Annotated in this window: 19 protein-coding genes; 13 read left to right on the top strand and 6 right to left on the bottom strand. The window is 44.3% G+C overall.

Annotation, left to right across the window (positions count from 1 at the left end; all coding sequences use genetic code 11):
* Positions 1-83: 83 nt before the first annotated feature.
* Positions 84-779: a GntR family transcriptional regulator gene (locus FLAVO9R_RS01320; RefSeq protein ID WP_159528112.1), complete on the bottom strand. Its 696-nt coding sequence runs from the start codon at positions 777-779 to the stop codon at positions 84-86.
* A 277-nt stretch (positions 780-1,056) separates the two neighbouring features.
* Here FLAVO9R_RS01320 and FLAVO9R_RS01315 point away from each other — a divergent pair, with 277 nt between their 5' ends.
* Entirely contained in the window at positions 1,057-2,121 is a 1,065-nt protein-coding gene (locus FLAVO9R_RS01315; RefSeq protein ID WP_159528110.1) for an aromatic ring-hydroxylating dioxygenase subunit alpha, read from the top strand.
* On the top strand, positions 2,118-3,068 hold the full coding sequence (locus tag FLAVO9R_RS01310; RefSeq protein ID WP_159528108.1) for a PDR/VanB family oxidoreductase: 951 nt from the start codon (positions 2,118-2,120) through the stop codon (positions 3,066-3,068). Before FLAVO9R_RS01315 ends, FLAVO9R_RS01310 begins: the two co-directional genes overlap by 4 nt.
* A gap of 10 nt (positions 3,069-3,078) precedes the next feature.
* On the opposite strand, the gene FLAVO9R_RS01305 is transcribed toward FLAVO9R_RS01310, so the two are convergent.
* A complete protein-coding gene (locus FLAVO9R_RS01305) occupies positions 3,079-4,842 on the bottom strand; it encodes a sigma-54-dependent Fis family transcriptional regulator (protein WP_159528106.1) in 1,764 nt (587 codons plus the stop codon).
* A 160-nt stretch (positions 4,843-5,002) separates the two neighbouring features.
* On the bottom strand, positions 5,003-7,444 hold the full coding sequence (locus FLAVO9R_RS01300) for a TonB-dependent receptor (protein WP_159528104.1): 2,442 nt from the start codon (positions 7,442-7,444) through the stop codon (positions 5,003-5,005).
* A 487-nt stretch (positions 7,445-7,931) separates the two neighbouring features.
* Between FLAVO9R_RS01300 and FLAVO9R_RS01295 the strand changes: the two genes are divergently transcribed.
* From FLAVO9R_RS01295 to FLAVO9R_RS01285, 3 genes are all read left to right on the top strand, one after another.
* Positions 7,932-9,395: a benzaldehyde dehydrogenase gene (locus FLAVO9R_RS01295; RefSeq protein ID WP_159528102.1), complete on the top strand. Its 1,464-nt coding sequence runs from the start codon at positions 7,932-7,934 to the stop codon at positions 9,393-9,395.
* 50 nt (positions 9,396-9,445) lie between these two features.
* Entirely contained in the window at positions 9,446-10,549 is a 1,104-nt protein-coding gene (locus FLAVO9R_RS01290) for an NAD(P)-dependent alcohol dehydrogenase (protein ID WP_159528100.1), read from the top strand.
* A 79-nt stretch (positions 10,550-10,628) separates the two neighbouring features.
* On the top strand, positions 10,629-11,480 hold the full coding sequence (locus tag FLAVO9R_RS01285) for an alpha/beta fold hydrolase (RefSeq protein ID WP_159528098.1): 852 nt from the start codon (positions 10,629-10,631) through the stop codon (positions 11,478-11,480).
* Between the two features lie 39 nt (positions 11,481-11,519).
* On the opposite strand, the gene FLAVO9R_RS01280 is transcribed toward FLAVO9R_RS01285, so the two are convergent.
* Entirely contained in the window at positions 11,520-12,215 is a 696-nt protein-coding gene (locus FLAVO9R_RS01280) for a helix-turn-helix transcriptional regulator (protein WP_159528096.1), read from the bottom strand.
* A gap of 119 nt (positions 12,216-12,334) precedes the next feature.
* On the opposite strand from FLAVO9R_RS01280, the gene FLAVO9R_RS01275 reads away from it, so the two are divergent.
* A complete protein-coding gene (locus tag FLAVO9R_RS01275; RefSeq protein WP_159528094.1) occupies positions 12,335-12,748 on the top strand; it encodes a VOC family protein in 414 nt (137 codons plus the stop codon).
* A gap of 189 nt (positions 12,749-12,937) precedes the next feature.
* On the opposite strand, the gene FLAVO9R_RS01270 is transcribed toward FLAVO9R_RS01275, so the two are convergent.
* A complete protein-coding gene (locus FLAVO9R_RS01270) occupies positions 12,938-13,741 on the bottom strand; it encodes a helix-turn-helix domain-containing protein (protein WP_159528092.1) in 804 nt (267 codons plus the stop codon).
* Between the two features lie 16 nt (positions 13,742-13,757).
* The gene (locus tag FLAVO9R_RS01265; RefSeq protein WP_159528090.1) at positions 13,758-14,663 is read right to left on the bottom strand and encodes a LysR substrate-binding domain-containing protein; all 906 of its coding nucleotides are present in this window, start codon (positions 14,661-14,663) and stop codon (positions 13,758-13,760) included.
* Between the two features lie 233 nt (positions 14,664-14,896).
* Between FLAVO9R_RS01265 and FLAVO9R_RS01260 the strand changes: the two genes are divergently transcribed.
* The 7 genes from FLAVO9R_RS01260 (at position 14,897) to FLAVO9R_RS01230 (ending at position 25,173) form a co-directional block, all read left to right on the top strand.
* Positions 14,897-17,335 carry a TonB-dependent receptor gene (locus FLAVO9R_RS01260; RefSeq protein WP_159528088.1) on the top strand — a complete coding sequence of 813 codons (2,439 nt, stop codon included), beginning with the start codon at positions 14,897-14,899 and terminating at the stop codon, positions 17,333-17,335.
* A gap of 55 nt (positions 17,336-17,390) precedes the next feature.
* Entirely contained in the window at positions 17,391-18,998 is a 1,608-nt protein-coding gene (locus FLAVO9R_RS01255) for a tetratricopeptide repeat-containing sulfotransferase family protein (protein ID WP_159528087.1), read from the top strand.
* On the top strand, positions 18,991-19,851 hold the full coding sequence (locus tag FLAVO9R_RS01250) for a sugar phosphate isomerase/epimerase (RefSeq protein WP_159528086.1): 861 nt from the start codon (positions 18,991-18,993) through the stop codon (positions 19,849-19,851). The genes FLAVO9R_RS01255 and FLAVO9R_RS01250 overlap by 8 nt, the downstream gene beginning before the upstream one ends.
* A gap of 97 nt (positions 19,852-19,948) precedes the next feature.
* On the top strand, positions 19,949-21,568 hold the full coding sequence (locus tag FLAVO9R_RS01245) for a 5-guanidino-2-oxopentanoate decarboxylase (RefSeq protein ID WP_159528085.1): 1,620 nt from the start codon (positions 19,949-19,951) through the stop codon (positions 21,566-21,568).
* A 10-nt stretch (positions 21,569-21,578) separates the two neighbouring features.
* Positions 21,579-22,562 carry a 2-hydroxyacid dehydrogenase gene (locus FLAVO9R_RS01240; RefSeq protein ID WP_159528084.1) on the top strand — a complete coding sequence of 328 codons (984 nt, stop codon included), beginning with the start codon at positions 21,579-21,581 and terminating at the stop codon, positions 22,560-22,562.
* Complete coding sequence (locus FLAVO9R_RS01235; RefSeq protein ID WP_159528083.1) at positions 22,555-23,928, top strand: YjiH family protein; 1,374 nt, start codon at positions 22,555-22,557, stop codon at positions 23,926-23,928. The genes FLAVO9R_RS01240 and FLAVO9R_RS01235 overlap by 8 nt, the downstream gene beginning before the upstream one ends.
* Before the next feature lie 102 nt (positions 23,929-24,030).
* Positions 24,031-25,173 (top strand): aromatic ring-hydroxylating oxygenase subunit alpha, encoded by a 1,143-nt coding sequence (locus tag FLAVO9R_RS01230; protein WP_159528082.1) that lies wholly within the window; start codon positions 24,031-24,033, stop codon positions 25,171-25,173.
* The last annotated feature ends 4 nt before the right edge of the window (positions 25,174-25,177 follow it).

The raw sequence follows: 25,177 nt of genomic DNA, 5'->3' as shown, positions 1-25,177 counted from the left end.
AAATCGACTATACTCATAGGTTGGAATGATACCGGAAGCAGCAATTAAAGTAATTAAGGAAGCTTACCTGCATGATTGCCGAGCTAAACGAAAATGCGTTTAGTCGCCGCTCGATTAAGGCGTTCGAAGTTGTGCAATGCCGCATGGGCATGTTCTTTCATCAATGCTTCGGCTCTTGCCCCTTGCCCAGACAAAAGCGCCTCTGCGACGGCGTAGTGTTGCATATGAGCGTAGTATAGGCGCTGAAATTCACGCTCTGTTTCCTCTGGATTGAACACCAATGAATTAACGGATGACATCGGTAAATGCTCATTAAGTTTTAGCGCTTCCTCAATCGATGCATTTTTACTGGCTTCAATTATAGAGGCATGAAACATGCTATTCATCTCTACGTATTTCTGAATATCCATTTCATCGATATAGCCTTTATCGAAAATGCTATCGCCAATCTGTAGGCATTCTTCAAGATTGGCAATGGTTGATTCACTAAGCCCTCGTTCAGCTGCCAATCTGGCAGCTAGCCCTTCAAGTACGCCCCTCACCTCAACCGACCCAATAATTTCTTCTTTCGTAATTTTCCTCACTTTGTAGCCTCTTCGAGGCAGCTTAATTAGTAAACCTTCATTCTCTAGTGCCCGAAAAGCAATTCTGATCGGAGTGCGGGAAACCCCTAATTCCTCAGCAGTTGAAATTTCGGTTATCCTCTGTCCGGCCTCAATGTTGCCCGACAAAATCTTGTCTCGAAGTATGCTTAATACGGCATGCCTTTCTTTATTCAACGACGCTCTCCGGTTATAGGTTAGATAGCAATGTAACGAATACTACAACGTAAAGTATTCAATTGGATCCAATATTAGCCTATTCGTGACGATAGACTACTTTTTTCAAAATAAGCAACATCGTCTAAATACCTATATTCCAAATACTTAAGTTTTTCATGTATTCCCACACAGACATTATTGGATCCAAAATTGAGATATTTGCTTGTATGATCCTGACCACCTGGCTATTATTGGATCCAATTTTGAAAAAACTAAAAAGTTGAGCGTGAAATATATGGCTACATTTATCTTAAATGCTTGGTATGTCGCAGCGGTTTCAGAAGACGTTAGTAACGACGAACCTTTAGGTCGAAAAGTCTGTAATTTCGACATTGCATTTTTTCGGAATGCCGACGGCAAGATCCAAGCGGTTGAAGATTTTTGTCCCCATAGAGGCGCACCACTCTCACTTGGGAAAGTTGTCAACGGGAACTTAGTTTGCGGCTACCACGGCTTACAAATGGCCGGGAGCGGAAACACGCATTCTATGCCCAAGCAGCGGGTGGACAAATTTCCCTGTATTCGCTCTTTCCCAGTAGTAGAAAAGTTTGGCTTTATTTGGATTTGGCCTGGTGATCCACAAAAAGCCGCTGAAGAAAAACTACCCAATCTACAATGGGCTGATAATCCTGATTGGGCCTACGGGGGAGGACTATTTCACATCCAGTGTGACTATCGATTGATGATAGATAATCTTATGGATCTCACCCACGAAACCTACGTACACGCATCCAGTATTGGCCAAAAAGAAATCGATGAAGTTCCTGTACAAACCACGGTTGAAAAAGGTCAAGTGGTCACCAGTAGGCACATGGAAAATATAAGCGCCCCGCCTTTCTGGCAAGCCGCCTTGCGCGCCAATGATTTACAGGATGATGGACCTATTGACCGCTGGCAAATTTGCCGCTTCGATTTACCCAGCCACGTCATGATTGAAGTGGGTGTTGCCTATGCAGGCAAAGGTGGCTACGACGCACCAGAGAATACCAAAGTGGGAAGTTGGGTGGTCGATTTTATTACACCAGAAACCGATAGTTCCATTTGGTACTTCTGGGGAATGGCACGAAATTTCAAGGTAGACGATCCAGAACTCACTAAAAGTATTCGTGATGGGCAGGGTAAAATTTTCACTGAAGATCAAGAGATTCTAGAACGTCAGCAGCTCAATCTAGACAAGTATAAAGACAAGCGGATCCTGAAACTAGATATTGATGCTGGTGGCGTTCAAGCACGCCGAATGATTGAACGGGCGATAAAAAAAGAAGCTGAACTACATCTTACTGGAGATTTAGCGCAATGATAACGGTGGTAGTTAAAGCTAAAACAATGGTAGCTGAAAATGTGTGTCATTTGGTATTAGAACCAATGGATGGCAGTACGCTTCCACGGTGGGAGCCGGGTGCACATATCCAGCTGCAGTTAACGCCCGACATTAATCGGTCATATTCGTTATGCGGAGCGTTAAATGCGAGTCATTATGAAATTGCTGTATTAAGAGACCCTATGAGCCGAGGTGGTTCGTCATTTGTTCACGACAAACTGAACTTAAACAGCGAATTGCAGATAAGTGAGCCTAAAAACCTTTTTCCCTTAAATAGCCAGATAAACCCTTGTGTGTTTTTCGCTGCTGGAATTGGTATTACACCTATTATTCCTATGATTGAACGTTGTATGAATGAGGGACGCAGCACGGTCTTGTATTACTGTGCACGTACACCTTCTGAAGCTGCGTTTTTACACCAATTACAAGTCACAATGCCGACCGACGCACTGCACGTACACTTTACACAGGAACATGAAGGTAAGAGACTGGATATTCCAACCTGTTTTAAACACATCACTCATGAGAGCCATGTATACGTATGTGGGCCATCAAGATTCATCGACGATGTTATGGCTAACGGTAAGCGAATAGGTTTGCCAGAACCTCAGCTTCATACAGAGTATTTCGCCGCCATGCATCATGAAACATCAGCAGATCATGAATTTGAAGTTCAACTTGTCAGTAGCGGTGCAATATACACAGTATCACAAGATGAAAGTATACTATCGACATTAGAAGACAATGATATCTTTATACCCGTTTCCTGCGAAGAAGGTATTTGTGGCACGTGTGTCATTGGTTTAGTCGAAGGTGAAGCAGACCACAGAGATGTGTATCTAAGTGATGAAGAGAAAGCCAGTATGAAACATATTACTCCCTGTTGCTCAAGAGCCAGAAGCAAGCGCCTCGTACTGGATATATGAAAATCTCCTTTTACGTTTCAAATTTCTTTAGGCGATAGGCGAGTTGGGCTCTACTTATCCCTAATCGTCTTGCCGCCGCAGAAAGATTTCCACTTTCCAATTCAACCGCTTCAAAAAGTAGCGTTCTCTCTAGTTCGTCCAGTGAAAAGTTTTTTTGCTTCATAGCATCAAGTTCTTCGAGCAAAAATGCTGGCGTTTGATTTTCACTGGAAAGCTCTCCTGATTCATTTACAGAATACAGCAAGGGCTCTGGTAATGACTCATTGTGAAACATGTGGTGAAGATCGATAGGTTCATTATCTTCTGTCCATATAACCCCACGCTCTACAATATTCTGAAGCTCTCGAATATTCCCAGGAAAGTCATAACTTAAAAGCGCTCGCGACGCTTTGGTAGTAATGCCAGGAATATGCTTTTCATGTAAATGGCAAAACTTATGAAAGAAATAATCGAGTAACAGAGGAATATCGTCTCTTCGGTCGCGCAATGGCGGTAAAGTGATAGGAAATACATTTAACCTAAAATATAAGTCTTCCCTGAACTCTCCATTTTTAACCGCATCGAGCAATTGCATGTTGGTGGCAGCCACAACACGCACATCGACGTTAATGGGGTGATTTCCGCCAACACGCTCAATTTCCTTTTCTTGTAACGCTCGTAATAACTTGCTCTGACCTGCCATACTCAGGGTACCAAGTTCGTCGAGGAACAAGGTACCACCATTGGCTCTTTCAAACCGTCCTGCTCTGCTATGGCTAGCGCCAGTATAAGCCCCTTTTTCAACGCCGAACAATTCAGACTCCAAAAGGTTATCGGGAATAGCTGCGCAGTTGAACGCAACAAAAGGCTTTTCTCTTCGCTTACTTTTTTGATGTAAGCTACTTGCAAAAAGCTCCTTCCCAACCCCAGATTCGCCGGTTAGCAATACGGTAGCATCGGTTTTTGCCACTTTATCTAATGCTTGAACCGCCGAAAGAAAAGCGGATGAAACACCGATTATTTTGCTTTCATTCTTTGGCTCTAGCGGCGGAATAACATCGACATCTGCGTTTTTCGTTATTGCTTTATCAACATTAATCTCACTTAAGAAGTCGAGTTCTCGCTCGCCTTCAGGCCACTGATTTGCATTTTTGCCCACTAACTTACATTGTGAATGCCCCATACCTAGGCACTCAGATTCACGAAATATTACTAGCGTGCTAAGCAAGCAGCTCACATACCCAATGGCATAACCTACTTCCATCCAACAGACAGGTTGGGTGCTTACCCCATGGGACTTAATATGTTGCTCTGCTTCACAGCTATTGTGCCAATAAAACTCTCCGGTATAGGTACCTTTATCTTTATCAAATTCAAAATGAATAGGCTCAACTTGAACCGCGCCCTCTAACGAGTGAAGTTGGGTGCCTGCAGCAAAAATAGAGGCAGGCTCAGCATCGGGCCATTTCTGCCTTACCAAGTTTGCATCGCGTGCCCCGGACTTATAGCCAACACGCATGAACAAGCGCCTAGCACTATCATAACCAATCGAATCAATTATTTGCTGCCGCATTAACCCAAAAGACGAACCATGTAACAGCAACATACGTTGGTCGTTCATCCATATACGGCCATCGCCAGGAGAAAACGACAAACATTCGGTTAATTCTTTAAGTGTAGGACTACTTTGATCTTTAATTTGGCTAAAACTCCCCTTAGCCCCCTCGTCAGACTTCAAGTTGACAATATCGGCAAGGGTGACGCGAGGATTAGAAGGAGGAGTCTTTTTGCTCATACGCTATATTTGATTAAAGAAGAATGCTTACATTACGCTAACATCAATTAAATAAAACAGACACTTAAATGTGCCGGACTTATACCATTGGATAACTAGGGTCATACAGTCTTTGTTAGACAGGCTCGCGATACCAAAAAAGTACGGCGAGCCTTCATTGCTAGTAGCGCAATCCCAACGAAAGTGACCACATGCGAGGGGCGTTATAGACCACCTGCGTAGTACCAACATCAATGTTTTGGAAGCCTGTAACAATGACGCGCTTATCAGTTAAGTTTTCTCCCCTAAGCGCAACTTCCCAATCCCCATCGGCAGACAAGTATTTCACAGAGGCATTAAACATATGATACGCCGGCTGATTTGTACCAGGGGTGTTTTCAGATATATTCGCCGTTTCTGAACGGTAGGCCCAATCACCTAGTAAGACCCATTCAGATCCAGCATTTTGCGGTATATGATACCTAAACCCTGCACTTGCTGAATATTCGGGTGTATTAACAAATTTATCGTCTAAATCTAAAAGCGCCCCTTCCTTCAAATCTGTGTACTTAGCGTCAATATAGCCAGCGCTTGTATTTAAATATAGATTCTCAGAGAGTAAGAACTGCCCTTCCACTTCGGCCCCTGAAATTTCACCTTCCGCCGCATTCTCAAAAAAGGGCGATAAACCACGGTTTACCGTTACCTGAATGTTTTCATAAGTCGTATAGAACAAAGCGGCATTAACTTGGGCACTCCCACCCCAAAAACGCGACTTGATACCAAGCTCATAACTATCTGCTTCCTCAGGCTCGAAAGTAGGCGGCGTATTATTGGGTTCAGGTAATGTTAGTCGACTAGTCCAGCCACCAGATTTAAAGCCTTGCGAGTAAGATGCATAAGTCATGACATCGTCTGCAATATGGTATTGCGCCCCTACATGTATGGAAGTATCAGAAAAAGAAAGTGTGTTTTTCCCCACTGGGTACACTCGGGTTAAATCAGACTGGTCGGGATACAGCGCAGACGGAAAACCGACTTTAATACCAAACATGTTTAGCTCTTTTTGTTGCCCTTCAAATTCTTTATCTTCTTTTGTATAGCGGATACCAAACGTTGCACCCCACTTACTGCTAATTTTGTAATTCATATGGGCGAAGGCTGCAATCGCGTCGTTTTTCAGGTCGTTTGGCCCATATACCTGTACTAAGCCTCCAGCAAAAATCGGCGTGTCGAGAAGCGAACCTTCTTCGGTGAAGTAATACAAACCGGTTACCCAATCTAAGCGTTCTTCAAGAGACGTTCCTGTTAATTGAAGCTCTTGGGAGAATTGCTCCTGCTCCATAAAAAAGGAGGTGTCTACCATGATAAATGGACCGCCAGAGTTATCCACACCAAAACTAGATTCAAGCTCACGATATGCAGAGATAGACTTTATTGCCATATCATTCTCTAATTCCCAATCTACAGTAAGCGAGCTCCCCCACGCCGATAGTTCTGAAAAATTGCTGCCGGCAGCATAGCTTAAGTCAGGGTCGCCGGTAATGTAGCGATCATCAATGGGAAGGCGATTGTTGTTAGGGTTATCGTCAGCATTTGCACCAGCAAATGAAGTGCCCACCGTTCCGCGGGCACCACAGGCAGCAGCAAGTCCAATGCTATCGAGTGTCGCTACATCTAAACTAATGCATGTATTATAAAGCGATGCCAAACTGGCTTCGGTATTAACCGCCACTAAACTTGATGGTGCAGCGGTCTCGTCAGTTTCGGTGAAGTCGGCGGAAAAGGTAATACTGACATCGTCACTTGGAGTATATAACGCCTTAAATCGACCATTTATACTATTTTCTTGCCCCGCTTTATCGCCGTTTGAAGTTTGGTTTTTAACCGTATTAAATTTACCAATATCGTTAACAAAATTCTCGCTGCCAGGAAAACGAACGCGTTGTTGGTAACCATCACGTCGCTTCGAAGAAAAAGAAACTTGTGTAAGCAAGTCATCAGATAATGGTAAATCTGCCGATATACGCACATCTTGTCGATTGAAACTCCCCGTGGTCGCTTCTGCTTTAAAACCAAACGTTTCACTTGGATTACTTGTCACAATACTTAATGCACCACCAATTGAATTTCGGCCAAACAAGGTCCCTTGAGGCCCTTTTAATACCTCAATGCGTTCCAAGTTTAATGTATCTGCCACCGCCCCCAATGTTCTAGCATAGTAAACGCCATCAATATAAAGCCCTACGCCAGGCTCAAGGTTGAAAGCGAAATCATTCTGACCAATTCCTCGGATGAATGCACTTAGTACTGAAGAAGACCCCGCAAATGGTGATGTGGCGTCCATCTCTACATTTGGAATATAGGCTGATACTTCAGTAATGTTACCAATGTCATTATCACGAATACCATTTGCCGAAATAGCTGAAATAGTAATTGGCACCTCTTGAACGTTTTCAACACGTTTTTGAGCAGTAACACTGATGGTTTCTAATTCGCTGACATCAGGCGGAGGGTTTGTTTCTGCACTCTGTTGAGCATAAACCCCTGTTGAAATACTGATCATACTAGCAAGCATACTGGGCACCAGTACTTGCGTTCTATTTATTTGCTTAAGTTCCACGCCAAACTCCTCAATAATTATTATTTTTACATCTAGTTAACATACAACCGATTGTTTTGGCTGGAATGCAAACAAAGTGCCATAAAAAATAATAAAGGTAAGCCTCTGAATATAAATAAGAATAAAACAAATCGCATTGATATCGCTAAAATCAACTTAACCAAATAAACAAAAACTTCACAAAACAATGACAAATAGAGAATTATGAATCTGTAATCACAGATAATTTTGATAATAAAGCCTTAAGCGACTGGACTTTGCTTCAAGTTTTGCTCATTTGAGCAACTCAAAAATTGAATTCTTTTCATTTGATCAACCATTTGATCGCAAATTTCATATTCGTATTACGCATGGGCATTGGTTTAAGAAAAATATGCGTACGCAGGCCTTTATTGTTAAGCAGTTGTGCTTTTTTCGTTAATTATTGGCATGAGGTTTGAAAAGAATAGTTCATTCTTTTCAAACTGAACAATCAGGTAACGAAAACATGAATATTTCGAATTGGCTGGAAAATAGCCCTTGGGACGGCACATTCTTTAATGGGGATTGGGTCAAAGGTGAACTCGGCACTATCGATGTGATTGAGCCAGCGACACAGACAGTACTCGCACGAGTAGGTTGCGCCTCTGCTCAAGATGTAGCCCATGCAGCACGCCAAGCCGCCAGTGCACAAGCCCAATGGGCAAAAATGTCTCCTCGCGAAAAATCTGACATATTATTAAATGCCGCGTCGTTTTTAAAAACTCACTTCGATGCCTTTAGTGAAATTGTCGCGAAGGAAACAGGCGGCGCTATATTTAAAGGCCAACACGAAATTAAGGAAACCATCACCATACTGCAGCTTGCGGCAGGAATGGCAATGCAACCAAATGGCGTTACATTACCCGATCCGCAAGGGAGAATGTCTATTGCTAAGCAGCTTCCTATTGGGGTTGTAGGGGTTATTTCTCCTTTTAACTTTCCTATGGTGCTAAGTACAAGAAGTGTCGCTCCGGCCTTAGCAACAGGCAATGCGGTGATATCAAAACCCGATCCCCAAACGCCATTATCGGGTGGGCTAATATTAGCGGCTGCATTAGAAGAAGCGGGGTTGCCCAAAGGGTTGTACCACGTAATGCCTGGCTTTGTAGAAGCGGGTAGTGCCGTTTGTGAAGCCCCTGAAATTGGGGTGGTTGCATTTACTGGCTCTACCGATGCAGGTCGTAAAATTGGTGAGGTTTGTGGCCGAAACCTCAAAAAAGTATCGCTTGAACTTGGCGGTAACAGCGCGCTAATTGTATTGGAAGATGCGGATTTAGATATTGCTGCCAGTAACATTGCCTGGGGTGCTTATCTTCATCAAGGCCAAATATGTATGGCGTCAGGTCGAATACTCGTTCACGAATCTATTGCTGAAAAATTATCACAAAAGATTGTTCAGCGTGCCAATCAGTTACCCATTGGTAATCCTACAAAGGGCGCATCAATCGGGCCTTTAATTAACCAGCGCCAGCTATCGCGGGTTGAAAGCATTGTGAATGATTCTATTGATGCCGGCGCTGTCCTCCTCACCGGAGGTGAAAGTGATGGGCTGTTTTACACCCCAACAGTTTTGTCTAACGTTAAGCCTGGAATGCGTTGCTTCGAGGAAGAAATTTTTGGCCCTGTAGTGAATATTGTCACCTTTTCTACCGATGAGCAGGCAGTTGCGCTTGCAAACATGGGCGACTACGGCTTGGCAGGTAGTGTGCTTTCACCCAATCTCTCTAGAGCAATGGCAATAGGAGAGCAGCTACATGTGGGGCTACTTCATATTAACGATCAGACGGTGAACGATGAATGCATCAACCCATTCGGCGGCACACGTGCGTCTGGAAACGGCTCTTCCGTGTGCGGCCCTGCAGATTGGGCGCTGTACACACATTGGCAATGGATGACGATGAAAAGTGAGGCTACGCCAAAGCTGTTTTAGTCGATATTTAGTGTAGGTGTACATCTAACACACCCAGTATAGGAGTTTGCATGAAAATTATAGCGGCTGTTGCTCGAGAACACTCAGCACCACTGAGTATTGAAGAGTTAGAAATTGATTCGCCCAGAGACAACGAAGTACTTGTAGAATTGGTCGCAACTGGCATTTGTCATACCGACTTAGTAGTTAGAGACGGCATGCTTCCTACGCCACTTCCGGTGGTGTTAGGCCATGAAGGTGCGGGGATCGTTAGAGCTGTCGGAAGTGCGGTAAAAAAAGTCGTACCTGGCGATCATATTGTCATCACATTTGACAGCTGCGGCCATTGTGAAAGTTGTAAAGATGAGGCGCGCAGCTACTGTTTCGAGTTCTTTCCAAAAAACTTTTTTGCAACCCGAGATGACGGCTCTGTTGCGCTAAGCGATGGGAAAAACCCCGTTCATAGTCACTTCTTTGGACAATCTTCGTTTGCTTCACATGCCATTTGCCATGAAGCGAATGCCGTAAAAGTGCCAAAAACGTTACCGCTCAAATTGTTAGGCCCCTTGGCATGTGGTGTGCAAACTGGCGCTGGCGCCATCGTTAACAGCTTGGATGTTCAAGCCGGTAAATCAATCGTTATTTTCGGGGCTGGATCGGTGGGACTCTCAGCAATTATGGCGGCAAAAATACGTGGAGCAAAAACCATCATTGCCGTAGATATGCACGTATCTCGATTAGAAAAAGCAGAAGAATTGGGCGCAACACACGTCCTGAATGCCAACAATGCAAATGTGGTCAGTAATATTATGAATATAACCACAACTGGTGTGAACTACGCCCTTGATACTACGGGAATTCCTGCGGTTATTCGACAAGCTATTGAGACTCTCGCGCCACGAGGCGTATGCGGTATTTTGGGCGCATCTGGGCCCGATGCTGAAATTACGTTAAACGAAACACATTTCATGAGTGGGGGTAGAAAACTTTTCGGCATTGTCGAGGGTGAAGCTAAATCTGACGCCTTTATCCCAGAAATGATTCAATGGTTTCAAAATGGAAAATTTCCATTCGACAAACTTATTCGCTTCTACCCATACACTGAAATCAATCAAGCCATTGAAGACACCAAAAGTGGAGCAGCCATTAAACCAGTCGTTGAATGGTTAGTTTGAAAAAACCAATTAGCAATATTTTTTAACCAACGAGCGAGTTCGATATGAGCTCGCTTAGGGAATGATTATGGGGACTAATATGACTGTGATTGAAGGTGTTTCAACACGTGATGCCTACGCCAATGTCGATAATATAGCTATTCGGTACTGGGATTCGGAGGGAAATGGACCTGTTCTATTTTGTTGTGGCGGCGTGGGCAGTAGCGTTGAAATTTGGCATGAACAGTTTAAGAAGCGACCCAATAACCTCAGAATTATTGCATGGGATTACCCTAGTCATGGCTTGTCTGGTCCGTGTTTACAACGTTTAACGCTTGACGAATATGCCGGTATTGCATGGAAGTTGATAGATAAGTTGGCTATTTCAGAAGTGCATTTAATCGGTAATTCCATGGGGGGCGCCGTGTCACTACGAATGCTCGCCCAACGTAGAGACAAAGTGAAAAGTATCGGGCTACTCAATTGCGCAACGCTGGGTAAAGATACCCCAATCCCTTTTCGATTAATGACACTTCCTGGAATAGGTCGAATCATCACCAAAGCCGGAGAGACGGCATATACAAATCAAATTAATACCATTTTTCACCAACCACAAAATATTAGTGAAAGCATATTGTCAGCGATTAAGCGCAATAGCTTCAGCACAAGGGCCCAATTAGGATTTTTAAAGGGTGTTAGATGCATTAATTCAATCTTGGGGCAACGCAAGGATTTGGTTAACCAAAGTAAACACATTATAGAATTAATTACCTGCCCTATATGGGGAGTTCACGGCGAATATGACCGTGTATTACCTGTGCATCAAACAGAACAAATTTATAACTGGAATACTAACGCGAACATAAATATATTGAGAGAGTGCGGGCACACCCCTCAAGCAGAGAAACCTATTGAGATAAACGAAATGATTCTCGCCGCGGTTTTCTCATAAAATAGCGGTTAATACTTTTATCGAGCGGTAGCGATTGAGTTAGCTCTCACCACTACCTCCTTGAACCGTTTTTAGGTAAGCCCCTAAACTTTTATCTTTCTCGTCTTTATACCTGCGATCGAGTACTGAAAATTCAGATATTCGGTCGAGCCGAAAACTTCTAAATGCGCCGCGAAGCTCACACCAACCAGCCAACAGCCAAATTGGGCTAAATGAAATAAGTGCTAAAGGACGTATTACGCGAACAGTCTTTTTGTCATTAAGGTCCAGATAGTGAAATTGCACAAATTGCTTACGTCTTATGCACTCCCTGACGTCAGTAAAATTCACTTGCCAAGGTATCTTGTAGCGGCTCGGCGCTGAAAAAGTACTAATTTGATGAAGTTCATTAATTAAAGCTGCGGGCAGTGTAGCCTGTATTTTTCGATACGCGCTTTGTGCTTTTTGAGCAAACTTTTCATCTGTCCAGTTACTCACCATGCCTATTCCCAAAGCAATTGCTTCTAGTTCGTCAGCGTCAAACATAATGGGGGGAAGGTGGTACTTTTTATCAATTACATACCCCACTCCGGCCTCACCGAAAATAGGAACACCGGAGTCAATCAAGTCTTGAATATCTCTGTAAACAGTACGAAGACTGACTTCAAACGTATCTGCTAAGGTTTGCGCAGTTACAGCCTGATGCATTCTTCTTAAATGATGAACGATGTCGTTTAATCTGTCGGCTTTACGCATAAGACGCTATGTAACCTAATGAGTGAGTGGCGTTATTTTAGATAAACACTACTGACATTAACTGTCAGTAGTCAATGGCTACTATGTAGTTGCGACACTTAATCACTTAGGAGAAAGACATGATTGGATACGTAACAATTGGAACTGCCGACTTAGCGAAATCAGGTATGTACTACGACGCTTTACTAGGCACAATAGGTGCTACACGGTTTATGGAAGAACCCAACTACTTTATTGCGTGGTCACGTTCACAAAACGACGCTTCACTTGCAGTCTCACTACCCTTTAACAAAGAACCAGCCACGGTGGGAAATGGCACTATGGTTGCCATCGCATTAGAAACCCCAGAACAGGTTAAGGCCTTCTATAACAAAGCCATTGAATTAGGAGGTACAGACGAAGGTACACCCGGTTTTCGCCCTCAAGAGGCAGATTCAGGCTTCTATGCAGGTTATTTTCGAGACCTAGATGGGAATAAACTGAACGCGTTTTGCATGGTAGAAGAATCTGTATCGGGTAAGCGTATTCTATAAATAGTATTTTAGATGTTGAAGAAGCTTGGTCACTATGGCGCAGTTTCTGCTGCGCTATTTTGATTAAGGGAAATTAAGAATGCCCTTAGATAGGGATTTGAAAATGACTGCTGCCTTATGGAGTTTACCCTCTTATTGCGCGTTGCCTAGGCGGAGTGTGTCGACGGGTCTGTTCGGGCGATTCCACCTTCAAAGCCCGTCACTTTCTCGTGTGAGTTTATCCAAAAAATAGGAAAACAATTCAGAGTTAGAGCGCAAGTTCATTTTTGCATACAGTTTCGCGCGATGTACCCGTTCTGTTCCAGGCGATATACATAAAATATCCGCCGCAGACTGAGATGAGTGCCCCATAATTACCAACTTAGCAATTTGCTGCTCTCGCTTTGTTAGCAAATCTGGCTCGAAGTTATCAAGTAACGCATTCACTCTATCAAGTACCAGCGACGATAAGGGTTGCGCTCGTAGTGTCTGTTTGAGGTCGCTCATTTCCATGTGCTTTTTAAACAACCCTATCAGTATATCGCTTACGGCGTTAACTCCCTCAATATCAGCAGGTTGAAATAACGGGCTTGGCGCATATCGCCCCATACTCATTTGCACGTAACCAAGTTCGCCACAATCAACAAACAAGTAAAGTAAATCTTCGATACAACTTGGGCGGTAATAGGTCTCGTACATTTGAGATTCTTTAAAGCCTTTGGGCATCAATGAATGCCAAGGATAGACGCCGCTTTTAGCATTTTGCATATACGCCTGATAGGCAGGACTAGCCACATAAGCACCGTGTAAAAAACGAGCGTTAAAAATGGTTTGTTCCGACGATGTCAAATCTGCATACAACAGTTCAGGTACGTGGTCTTTCCTATAGTGAATTGCTGATGCGCTATCAAACTCAATAAAGCCTTGAAAGTAAGTTAGCAAACACCGGCAAAACGCTAGCTCACCAATGGCATTGATAATGTCGACAAATTTATTGCTGTCGTTGTTTTTCATTAATGTTTGCCTAGAGTTACATGTCATTTTTATGGCTCATCAGCCATTTTCTAAACTGGCGAATTGCGTAGTCTTCTTGCCTTTCCTCGTCATATAAAATGTAAAACTTTTGCTGTGGCGTAAAGCTTTGTTCGCAGGCCTCTAACAAATCGCCTTTCAATATATCTTCTTTTACCAAATATTCGGGCAAAATAGAGACACCAATGTTATTTTTTACCGCTTGCAGTAGATAGATAAAATAGTCAAAGTGTTGCCCACCTATCATAGAAATTTCTTTTTCTGTCATGCCAGCATCAAGAAACCATTGTTCGGTGGTAGAGATGGCGCTACTTTGATGGATAAAGTCGAAATTAGCTACTTCCCGCATGGTTTTGGCAGGCTTACGGCCCCGCAAATATCTGGGTGTACACACAGCAAGATAGGTTTCCGGACGAAGGGCCTCAGCATAGTAATGGGGCCAACCACCATCTCCCCATAAAATGGCAAAATCACAGCGACGTGTATTGCGTGTAACCGACTCAAAATCTGTGCCTAAATCAATCTCAATATCAGGGTAGTTAATATAAAATTCATTGAGTTTTGGCATGAGCCAGGCAATAGCAAAGGTAGGCTCTGTAACGACTTTAAGCTTTACCGCTTTTTTATATTGCGTGTTTGACGATATTTTCTGAGTAATTGCATTCAGACTGTTTAGTATCTTATGCACTTCCTCTGCATACTGCTCCCCAACTGGCGTGAGGATAAGCTGGTTATCCTGCCTGTAAAACAGTTTTCGGCCAATCATGTTTTCAAGGTTTTTCACCTGACGGCTTACTGCACTTTGCGTAAGATGCAATGCCTCGCCCGCATAGGTCATATTCAAATGATGGGCAACGGCATCAAAACACTGCAATGAAATAATGCTAGGCAGCTTACCTCTCATCGCCTTCCCTTATTTATAAAGTAGAAATAAAACAACAATTTAGACCATTATCAAGCAGATATACACAGGGTTGATGCTCTCATACCAGAGTGTGACACAAGCCATTACATTTTGGAATGGCACTAGGATTTTTCATTGTTTGCTGGTTAAAAAAACCCTCCCTAAGATGGAAGCTCATCGACAAAAGTATAAGAACAATTCTTAAAACAGGTAGATATTGAGGGAGTATTTTCATGTTTAAACCCAGTAAATTACGAACAGCGATTTGTTGTGCGTGCATCGGATTACCACTGAGTGCTATGGCTCAATCAGAATCACCTGAAACACAAGAAGAAAAAACTGCGAATACTGTAGAAACCATTTCAGTCACGGCAACACGTCGTGAAACCTCTATTCAAGAAGTGCCGTACAGCATTTCGGCTTATAGTGGCCAAGCACTAGCAGACGCTGGAGTTACTGACTTTTCAGCGCTAGCACGCTCTATTCCAGGGTTAGTACTTAGCGATGTAGGCAGAGGTAAAAATGGTATTTCCTCTGGTATAATTATGCGCGGTCTTAACTTAACAGGCGGGGCGCAAGAAGATTTCGCAATGACCACAGATCCTGTTGTATCTGTGTACTTAGGTGAAACGCCACTTTTTGCAAATCTTGAACTTCGCGATATGAATCGCGTCGAGGTATTGAAAGGCCCTCAGTCAACCTTATATGGTTCAGGTTCACTGGGTGGAACCATGCGCTACATCCCCAACAAACCTGATTTTAAAGAGTTTTCTGGCAACGTAAAAGCGGATGTATCTACTACTGATCACGCCGGTGATTTAAATCATGACATGGAACTCACGCTAAACCTTCCTATCAGTGACACATTTGCACTGCGTGGCGTCGTCACACAGCTTGAAAATTCAGGGTACATCGATAGTGATTACATTGCCGTATTAGACGACAACAACCAACCAACCGGCGAATACACCAACGCAGAAGATATTAACGACGAAAAGGTTACTATGGCACGCCTTTCAGCGCGTTGGCTACCCACCCAAAGCACTGATATCCTCCTTACTTACAATTATCAAAAAGATGACGTACATGGATCTGCCGCCACCTCTGAAGGGCTAGAAGGCTACCAAACCGCGGCAAAGCTTATTGAACAATTTGAGCGTGAAACTAGCATTACTTCGTTAGTCATTGATCATGATTTGGGCTTTGCTGATTTAACCTCAGCGACCTCTATTACCAATAATGATGCTGAAAGCCTATATGACCAAAGTTATAACTATGGATTTTCATCTTGGTGGGGACCTTATTACGTTGCGTATTACGGTTATACCGGCGGCACAGCACCTGCTGCGGAAGTGATCGGAGGTGAAAAAACCTACACAACAGATACCTTCACACAAGAGTTTCGTTTAGCGGGTACCACCGACAGCAATATCGATTGGCTAGTGGGCTTGTATTATAACTCTGTAGATTTTGACGCTGAAGCTTACGACATTGTATATGGTTTAGACGAAGCCTTTAACATCACTAACCCTCTGGATACTGATATAGGCTATGCCAATATTCAGCAAACCGAGTTTGAAGATTACGCCCTCTTTGGTGAAGTCACTTACTACCCTACAGATAACTTAAGTATCACTGCAGGTCTACGTTACTTTGAGCAAACCTTCTACGCTAAGCAAGAAGTTCTTCTGCCAGCTTGTGAAGAATTTTGGTATACCACCTTGGGTTTCTTCACCTGTGGCGATACTGAAAATGCTGGGGTTGACCCTCGGGGCTATGCCGCCGGTGAAGACGAAAAAGACTTCGACGATTTGCTTTATCGCTTTAACCTTGCCTACGATTTTGACCTAGACACTAAGTTCTACGTGAATATTTCACAAGGTTTCCGCCATGGGGGCGCCAATGGCCTTCCTACCACCGGCATATTCGCTGAAAGTGAAGAGTATTTATTTTTCGAGCCAGATAAAACCACAAACTATGAAGTGGGCATAAAAGGCAACTTGCTCGATAGTGCCGTTTACTATAGCGCAACGGCATTTTATATCGACTGGGAAGACCCTATTTTGCTGGTGCAATCCCCAGCGGGTGGTTTCCCCGCCATGATTAACGCCCAAGAAGCAGAATCAAAGGGGATAGAAGTTGAGGTCAACGCTACCTTAACCGACACCCTTAAACTAAATGTAGGTTATACCTACACCAGCGCCCAATTAACCGAAGACTTCATTGCCCCTGACGGCTCATTCGCCGGTGCAGCAGGCGAGTCATTGCCTGGTATTCCAGAGCAAACGTTAGTGAGTTCATTAATTTACGCTCAAGAGTTTGGTGCAGGTATGTTGTCGGCCCAGTTAGGCGTGTCTTATAAAGGTGAGTTTGAAACGGGCTTTGACGACCCATCATTATTTTATGAAACAGGTTTTGATGAAATCTCATCATCGACGCTTTGGAATGCAAACATTCGCTACAAGCAAGATGCATGGTCGGTTTCTCTTTATGCTGAAAACCTCTTTAACGCTGACGATGCAACCGCTTCTGATGGTGACGGAAAGTACATTATTGACGAGGCTGCTGGCGAATCTAAAGCGGGTGAACAGTATGACATTGCCCAATTAGGCGACCAACGCTACCGTGTTAGACCCCGTACAGTAGGTGTTTCGTTTAGCTATGCATTTTAGCCAACCGTCCCCTTCGGCTTCGGCCGAAGGGAAAACACATGAGACGCCAATACGTATGCAAACCGCTTCCCAGCATCTAAAAGACGTAAAACAGGCAATGATGGAAAATGACCTTGCTAAAGCCTCCCATTATTGCACTCTTGCGCTTAAGGCTTATCCTGAAAACGGCGATTTATGGGTGGCTTTGTCAGACATTAGCCTGCGGTTAGGTCAAAACAAGAGCGCAATTAATATGGCGTTAAAAGCCATTAATTGCGCCCCTCAACTATGCTGGCATTACTTCCATTTAGCGGGATGCTATATCCATGTTCACGTCTTTTCCGCCGCTAAAAAGGTGTTGGAGCAAGTTGAAAAAAACATGGCGACCACAGTATGCGAAAGCGCATGGAACAAACTGGGCGAGCTGTACTACATGACCAACGACGTTGATGGTGCCATGCGTGCGCATCAACGAGCTCTTAGCGTTGCGCCCGACAGTGTGAGTACTCGCAACCATTTAGCCGCGCTGTTACGATTTAAAGGCCAGTTAGACGACGCGCAAAAATTGTACTTAGAAGTACTTGAACGTGACCCAGCCAATTACCAAGCCTGCTATAACTTATCTCAATTACGAGTGGTGCCTAGTGATAGTCAGTTGATCACCTTCATAGACAACTGTGAGCACCAATTGGCGCAAAATCATCATGGTCACATAATGTTGAATTATGCCAAGGGCAAAGTTTTTGAAGATACGGGGCGATTTGATGATGCCTTTGCCAGTTATCAAAATGGGGCGGTTTGTAAGCGCAAGCAACGGGGCTATTCCCTTGAGCGTGATATCGCCCTTATGCAATCCGTGGTCAAAGTATGCGATAGCCTACCTGCGCCAGCTAACACCGCCAATACTCTTGCACAGTCTCCCTTTTTCGTTGTGGGTTTACCGCGCACCGGCACCACGCTGGTAGAACGTATTTTAAGTTCACATCCCGACATGGTCAGTGGCGGCGAACTCAATGCGTTTCCCATGGCATTGCTGGAAGCTGGCGGAAAATCGCTGACCGCTGGGCTAGACGGTCTAGACAGCACATTGATTAACGCATTAAACGATGCAGGCTTGGCAAAGCTCTCTAGTCGCTATTTACAACTTGCGAACAACTACGTAGAAGGCGCACCTCGATTTATCGACAAGCTGCCGTTCAACTTTTTGTATTGTGGTTTCATTCTTCATGCTATGCCACATGCGAAAATTGTTCATGTAAAGCGTAATCCCTTTGATGCCGCAATCAGTAATTTCAAAATGCTGTTTGACCGTGGTTACGAATATTCTTACGACCTTGCAGATACCGCCCATTTTATTGCCGCTTATGAAGATCTCATGCAGCTTTGGAAAGCCCGTTATCCTACGCAAATCCACACCGTGGAATATGAACAATTGGTGGCCAACCAGCATGTTGAAACCGAACAACTTTTACAGTTTTGTCAGCTTAACTGGCATGAAAACTGTCTTCACTTTCATCGTAATAGCAGCGCTAGCCACACGGCCAGTGCCAGTCAGGTACGAGAACCCATCTACCAAAAATCGGTAGATTTATGGCGCCAGTACGAACCCCATTTAGCGCCGTTAAAAACAGCGTTTGCCAGCCATGGCATTTTGCCAACTACAGCAAGGAATTATCATGAGTAGACTCGATGTTTTTCAATCTATGTGGGCAATGGAATACCGCCGCCCCGATGGATTCGAGTTAAGTCTAGAAGAAAAAATCACAAAAATTGCACAAGCAGACTTTGTAGGGGTGAGCTTCGATATTGGTTATCACAGCTTTGAAATGATTGAAGCCGCCATGCCGTTATTACAAGCACACAATCTTGACCTTGTGTACAACGCCTTTATAAAAAGCACTGAGCATTACGAAGAGGTAATTACATTCGTTGCTAGTCAACCAATTAAACCACGATTTGTTGCGCTTATCGGTCAAATAGAGCCGTGGGATGTCAACGAAGTAGCTGTACAAACTAAACAATGGATGGCCATCAGCAAACGAGAGGGTATTCCTACTCATGCTGAAATACATCGCAACTGCATGACGAATGACTTACTGTTTACTTTGCAGTTAATGGAAAAGGTACCTGATCTTCTTACAGTGGCCGATTTATCTCACGCCCTTGTGAATCAGGAATATTATCTACCGCTGCATGAGCAAGCTAACCAACGTATTTCAGAGTTTCTTACCCGTGCTGAAGCCTTTCATGGCCGCGTGGCAACCCGAGAACAAGTGCAAGTACCTATTTTGTTCGAGCAACACAAACCTTGGTTTGAATTGTTTAAGCAATGGTGGCTAGAAGGGTTTCAAAACTGGCTGTCACGCCACGGAAAAGATAGCGACGACGCCTGCGTATTTTTATGCGAACTAGGTCCGCCTGTTTACGCTATGACAGACAGTAAGGGTGAAGAATTAAGCGATCGATGGGAAGAAGCTCTCCTGTTAAGAGAAACGGCCCACGCGCTATGGCAACGAGCCATGACTGAAGGCGAATAATACAACAATAAATAAAGCCTCACCGCGCGCCTTCTTAGCAGTATAAGCACTGCACCGTGGTGAGACACAACCAGCAAGTTAGACAAGGTTATAAAACATGAAGCAACAAAGAACATGTGGTGAAGCACTTACCTCACTTTTAGAAGCCTATGGCGTTGATACTGTATTTGGCATCCCTGGCGTACATACTATTGAGCTTTATCGCGGTTTTAGAGACGCTAATATTAATCATATTACGCCACGCCATGAACAAGGCGCTGGCTTTATGGCGGATGGCTATGCCCGTGTTAAAGGCAAGCCTGGTGTTTGCTACATTATTACTGGCCCGGGCATGACAAATATTGTTACTGCCATGGGGCAAGCCATGCAAGACTCTATTCCCATGTTAGTTATATCATCGGTTAATCGCACTGCGCAGCTAGCCATGGGCGAAGGACGCTTGCACGAATTACCCGATCAGTTAGCAATAACAAAAGGCGTATCTCGTTATAATCATACCTTGTTGAGTGTGGATAATTTACCCAAGGTTATGGCACAAGCGTTTGCAGTTTTTAGCAGCCAGCGCCCTGGCCCGGTTCACATTGAAATTCCTATTGACGTATTGGCGCAAGATGCGAGTCATCTCGACATTACTCCTTGGCCTATGCCTGCTGCACCTGCAGCCAACCCGCAGAGTATTGATGCTGCAACCGCATTATTAGCTAACGCTGAGCGCCCATTAATGATTTTAGGTGGTGGTGCTCGCAATGCCTCTAAACCGGCACAAGTTTTAGCTGAAAAACTGGCCATGCCTATTGTGAATACTTGTAACGGGAAAGGTGTGGTATCTAGCAACCATCCTTTGTGTATTGGCTCTACACCTTCTCACCCTGCTATACGAGAAGAAATTGAAAAGAATGCAGATGTCGTCATTGCGGTAGGGACTGAATTGGCCGAGACCGATTATGATTTTTTCTTTTTAGGCGATCTTGCCATTAATGGCAAGCTCATTCGGGTTGACATCGACAACGGGCAATTGCTTCGTAATCACCGTCCTGATGTCCCCGTATTGTCTGATGCGAACCTAGCCCTTGCGGCAATTAATGAACAAATTTCTGATGAAAAATCATCTAAAATGGACGCAGCAGTTGGTCGCTGCAAAATCATTAAAAGTAAAACCCTAGATATGAAAAAGAGCACCTATGCTGACTTTTTTACAACCCTAACCGACACGCTTGGGGATTGCATCATTGTAGGTGACTCGACCCAGCCAGCCTATTACGCGCAGGCTTACTACGAGACACAACACACGGCGCGTTATTTTCACTCCACTACAGGTTATGGCACGCTAGGTTATGCATTCCCAGCTGCAGTAGGGGCGGCGTTAGCTAGGCCAGAAATGCCGGTTATAGGCTTAACCGGCGACGGTGGTGGCCAGTTTAGTTTAAGTGAAATTATCAGTGCGGTTGACGCACAGGTATCGGTCATTTATATCGTGTGGAACAACAGTGGTCATGGAGAAATTCGCCGTTTTATGGACGATGCCAACGTGACTCGCACTGGAGTAGATATCACGCCACCAGATTATGCAGCCCTTGCCGCAGCTATGGGGTGCGCGTCGGCTACCGCTAACAGTTTAGACGACTTAAAGACATCCTTACTCGCTGCAAAGCAACAAAAAGGCCCGTTTCTTATTCAACTTAACGAAGACGCGTTAGGTTGTGGCTATGCGTTTTAAGGAGTCTGATATGCAAGTTTTTCTATCGCGACCATTATTTAACACCCCACACTTATCTGCACGCCTCGCAGAAAAAGGCATTACGTTAACCACCACAGAGAGTAATGATATTTGCTCATTAGAGACGTTACTTGAGCATGCTAAAGACGCCGATGCCCTCATTACGCATACTGAAGACGCCATTACCGCAGAGGTCATTGCTGCATTACCGGAACGCGTGAAGTTAATTGCAAATTACGGTATTGGCTTTTCTAACATTGATGTAGACGCAGCAACGGCTAAAGGCATTCAGGTCACCAACACGCCTACAGAAGAAGCCTTTCATGCAACCGCAGAAGCGACGGTGGCGCTTATTGTGTCAATTGCGCGCCAAGTACCAGCCTTAAACACTGAACGGCGAGCCATGAAAACCGACCCCGCACCGTCATTCCAGCGCCCAACTGCGGTATCTATTCGCAATAAAGTCACCGGCGTTATTGGGTTAGGACGTATAGGCTCTAGAGTAGCCACCATGATGCATCATGGTTTTAACAATAAAATTGTCTACTTCGACCTTTTTCAAAACAGTGACATGGAAACCGCATTGGGTGCAGAAAAGGTGGCCTTAGACACGCTATGTAAAACAGCCGACTTTATCTGTGTCAATATGCCTTTGTCTGCCGACACCCATCACTTGGTATCGGCAGAAATGATTGATGCAATGCAAGACCATACGGTTTTCATTAATACTGCCCGTGCCGAACTGGTTGATGAAGAAGCGCTAATTGCCCGTGTAAATAAAGGTGAACTGCATGGTGTTGGCTTAGATGTGTATACCGATTTGGTAAATGACATTACCGCCGAAAATGTCGCGTTAACGTCTCATTTTGCTAATTTCGAAAAAGAAGCCTACCTGGCGATGACCAACTTAGTGGCCGATAACGTGATTGGCGTGTTGGTTGATGCGGCGCCAGCCACAGCGGTTAATTCAGTCTCGGGAGAGCCACATGATTAAAGCGGAAGCCCCACCGGCTAAGGTAGACACTACCCCCCTTTTGGTATGGGTTAAGTTATTGTGCTGTTCCTTATTTGGCATTAGCTTTTTTCTTGTTCCCTTCACCTATGAAGGTTCATGGACCATCATGTTGGGTGTTGCTTCAGGTATGGTTTCAGGCTGGCTAGGTGACAATATGAAATATTTCACCTGCAGCATTTTCATTGCAGGCGCCTTAATATCTGTCATTTACAACCTTACCCCTCATTCGTTTGCCATTCGCCTGCCGCTAAGTCGCAGGTTAATAGCCTCCCATTGGTCGTGGACATTGCTCACTCTCATCGGCGGTATCACGGCGGCCATGACACTATTTGAAGTAGGGCCAAGTTGGGTAATAGGTAAAGAGACTGGGATTACTGCTTATATTGATGTAGCCGGCGCCATATTTCTGCTTATTGGATTGGGCTGTTTATTTTTACCCTTTTTGACCGACTACGGCTTGTTAGATTTCATTGGAACCTTATTGCAGCGTACTTTCCAAAGGGTTTTTAATCTGCCGGGGCGTGCAACCATAGATACTCTCGCATCTTGGGTGGGTTCGTCGAGTATTGCCGTAGTGATGACGAACTACCAATACCAACAAGGGTACTATAGCGCCAGAGAGTCAGCCGTTATTGCAACTAATTTTTCGGTAGTATCAATTCCGTTTGTCCTGCTTACCTCACAGGTGGCAGGCATTGAGCAATTTTTTTTGCCGCTGTATGGCACTATGTTTGGTATTTGTATTCTGTGTGCCATTATCACACCTCGCCTGCCGCCCTTATCCTCTTTTAAAGATGAGTACTACCAAGGACAAGAAAAGCAATTAAACGAAGATGTAGAGCAAGGAGAAAGTCGGATTTCCTGCGCTTTGCAACGCGCGGTAAGTACGGCAAAAAAAGCACCTTCTCCAGCACAATCTATGAAGAAAGGCTTTTGGTCCATGTTCGACATCTTTTTAATGATGATGCCTGCCGCTATGGCCATAGAGTTTTTAACCCTAGCGATTTATTACAATACCTCGATTATGCAAACCTTGGCTTACCCTTTATTCTTGTTGCTCGACGCATTGCAAGTGCCGCAAGCAAACATGGCCGCGCCTGGCATGTTCATTGGCCTGCTAGATCAATTTGTACCAACGATTATTGCTGGCAGTATCGATAGTCCTTTCACCAAGTTTATTCTCGCTGGGCTTTCCATCACACAGCTTATCTTTTTTGCGGAAACCGCCATCTTAATTATGCGCTCGGCTATTCCATTAACCATCATGCAATTGATTGCAATTTTTGCTATTCGCACGCTAATCGCCTTCCCGATTTTATACGGCATGGCACATTTACTCTTTTAACGTGCAAAAACCACAGACAACATAACATTCTTCGTATATTCCCCACATGTTGTCTGTGGTTATATAACAACATAGAACAGGCATTAATATTTGGAGTTATATATGACCCCGTTAAACACTATTACTAGCGACAACGTAGCGAAGCATGGCCTTCCTGCTGACGTGTTTAAAGACCCTAATACATACACCGCGGAATGCGATGCACTTTTCGCAAAAGGCTGGGCGAGCATTGGATGCGGTCAACAAATCGCAAAGCCTGGCGATATTCTTCCCGTTCGCATTGCAGGACAATCACTGATTGCCATGCGCAATAAAGACGGTGAAGTTGGTGTATTTCACAACATTTGCCGTCACAAAGCTGCCCCTTTAGTGGATGAGCCTTGTAATAAGCGTTCCTTGGTATGCCCCTACCACAAGTGGAGCTTTAAAATAGACGGTTCGTTACTTAATGCCCCGCGCTATTTCGGCAAAGAAAAAAAAATAATGGCGCCGGAAGACAAAGCGGATAAAGGCCTTATTGCGGTTCGCTTTGCCATATGGTGGGACATTATTTTTGTGAACATAGGTGGCGATGCTGAGCCCTTTGAAGCATTCATCAAACCCCTTGACGAACAGCTTGCTGACTACCCGAAAGAACACATTCAAAAAATTAGTACAACGGATTACTCCGGTGAAGTTAACTGGAAGTTGGCCGTGGATAATTTCCTCGATGGCTACCATGTTCCCTTTGTTCATTCACAAGCCTGTACCGTGGAGTCGGTACTAGAGCAAGATGACTTATTTTTGTCTGACAACATTGTGGGTTTACGCCTCATGAATGGCGCCAGTGCTAAACCCGCTAAAACCAGTAAACAGCTACCTCACTGGGAAGGGCTAAAGCCCGAGCTTAAAGGAACTCAGCAATGGTTTGGCATTTTTCCTAACACGCTATTTTTCGTTGATCCATGTTGGGTACAAACCATCGTCATTAAACCCATGGGCGAAACGACCACAGATGAATCTTTAAGTATTTATGTGGTTAATGAAGATGCAGCCAGCGAAGAGTTTATGGAAGAGCGAGCACGGCTTCACGACGTGCTAAACGAAGTCAATCAACAAGACATTGAACTGCTCGATAAGCTTCAAATTACGCGGAGTAACGCCATTGCTAACCAGGGTCATCTTAATGACGCTTGGGACCAAGTGAATATGACATTCCATCAAATGTGGTTATCCAAAATGTCAGCAGCAAGCATAGAAAAATAGGAAG

Source organism: Alteromonas sp. 38 (genome assembly GCF_902506055.1).
Lineage (GTDB): Bacteria > Pseudomonadota > Gammaproteobacteria > Enterobacterales > Alteromonadaceae > Alteromonas > Alteromonas lipotrueae.
This window is presented reverse-complemented; position numbering and strand designations above follow the sequence as displayed.

Excerpts from the sequence above, each read along its gene's own strand:
- FLAVO9R_RS01315 (WP_159528110.1), top strand. The coding sequence starts at position 1,057 with ATGGCTACATTTATCTTAAATGCTTGGTATGTCGCAGCGGTTTCAGAA.
- FLAVO9R_RS01240 (WP_159528084.1), top strand. The coding sequence starts at position 21,579 with ATGCAAGTTTTTCTATCGCGACCATTATTTAACACCCCACACTTATCT.
- FLAVO9R_RS01290 (WP_159528100.1), top strand. The coding sequence starts at position 9,446 with ATGAAAATTATAGCGGCTGTTGCTCGAGAACACTCAGCACCACTGAGT.
- FLAVO9R_RS01295 (WP_159528102.1), top strand. The coding sequence starts at position 7,932 with ATGAATATTTCGAATTGGCTGGAAAATAGCCCTTGGGACGGCACATTC.
- FLAVO9R_RS01230 (WP_159528082.1), top strand. The coding sequence starts at position 24,031 with ATGACCCCGTTAAACACTATTACTAGCGACAACGTAGCGAAGCATGGC.
- FLAVO9R_RS01235 (WP_159528083.1), top strand. The coding sequence starts at position 22,555 with ATGATTAAAGCGGAAGCCCCACCGGCTAAGGTAGACACTACCCCCCTT.
- FLAVO9R_RS01280 (WP_159528096.1), bottom strand. The coding sequence starts at position 12,215 with ATGCGTAAAGCCGACAGATTAAACGACATCGTTCATCATTTAAGAAGA.
- FLAVO9R_RS01285 (WP_159528098.1), top strand. The coding sequence starts at position 10,629 with ATGACTGTGATTGAAGGTGTTTCAACACGTGATGCCTACGCCAATGTC.
- FLAVO9R_RS01270 (WP_159528092.1), bottom strand. The coding sequence starts at position 13,741 with ATGAAAAACAACGACAGCAATAAATTTGTCGACATTATCAATGCCATT.
- FLAVO9R_RS01275 (WP_159528094.1), top strand. The coding sequence starts at position 12,335 with ATGATTGGATACGTAACAATTGGAACTGCCGACTTAGCGAAATCAGGT.
- FLAVO9R_RS01305 (WP_159528106.1), bottom strand. The coding sequence starts at position 4,842 with ATGAGCAAAAAGACTCCTCCTTCTAATCCTCGCGTCACCCTTGCCGAT.
- FLAVO9R_RS01265 (WP_159528090.1), bottom strand. The coding sequence starts at position 14,663 with ATGAGAGGTAAGCTGCCTAGCATTATTTCATTGCAGTGTTTTGATGCC.
- FLAVO9R_RS01260 (WP_159528088.1), top strand. The coding sequence starts at position 14,897 with ATGTTTAAACCCAGTAAATTACGAACAGCGATTTGTTGTGCGTGCATC.
- FLAVO9R_RS01255 (WP_159528087.1), top strand. The coding sequence starts at position 17,391 with ATGCAAACCGCTTCCCAGCATCTAAAAGACGTAAAACAGGCAATGATG.
- FLAVO9R_RS01310 (WP_159528108.1), top strand. The coding sequence starts at position 2,118 with ATGATAACGGTGGTAGTTAAAGCTAAAACAATGGTAGCTGAAAATGTG.
- FLAVO9R_RS01250 (WP_159528086.1), top strand. The coding sequence starts at position 18,991 with ATGAGTAGACTCGATGTTTTTCAATCTATGTGGGCAATGGAATACCGC.
- FLAVO9R_RS01245 (WP_159528085.1), top strand. The coding sequence starts at position 19,949 with ATGAAGCAACAAAGAACATGTGGTGAAGCACTTACCTCACTTTTAGAA.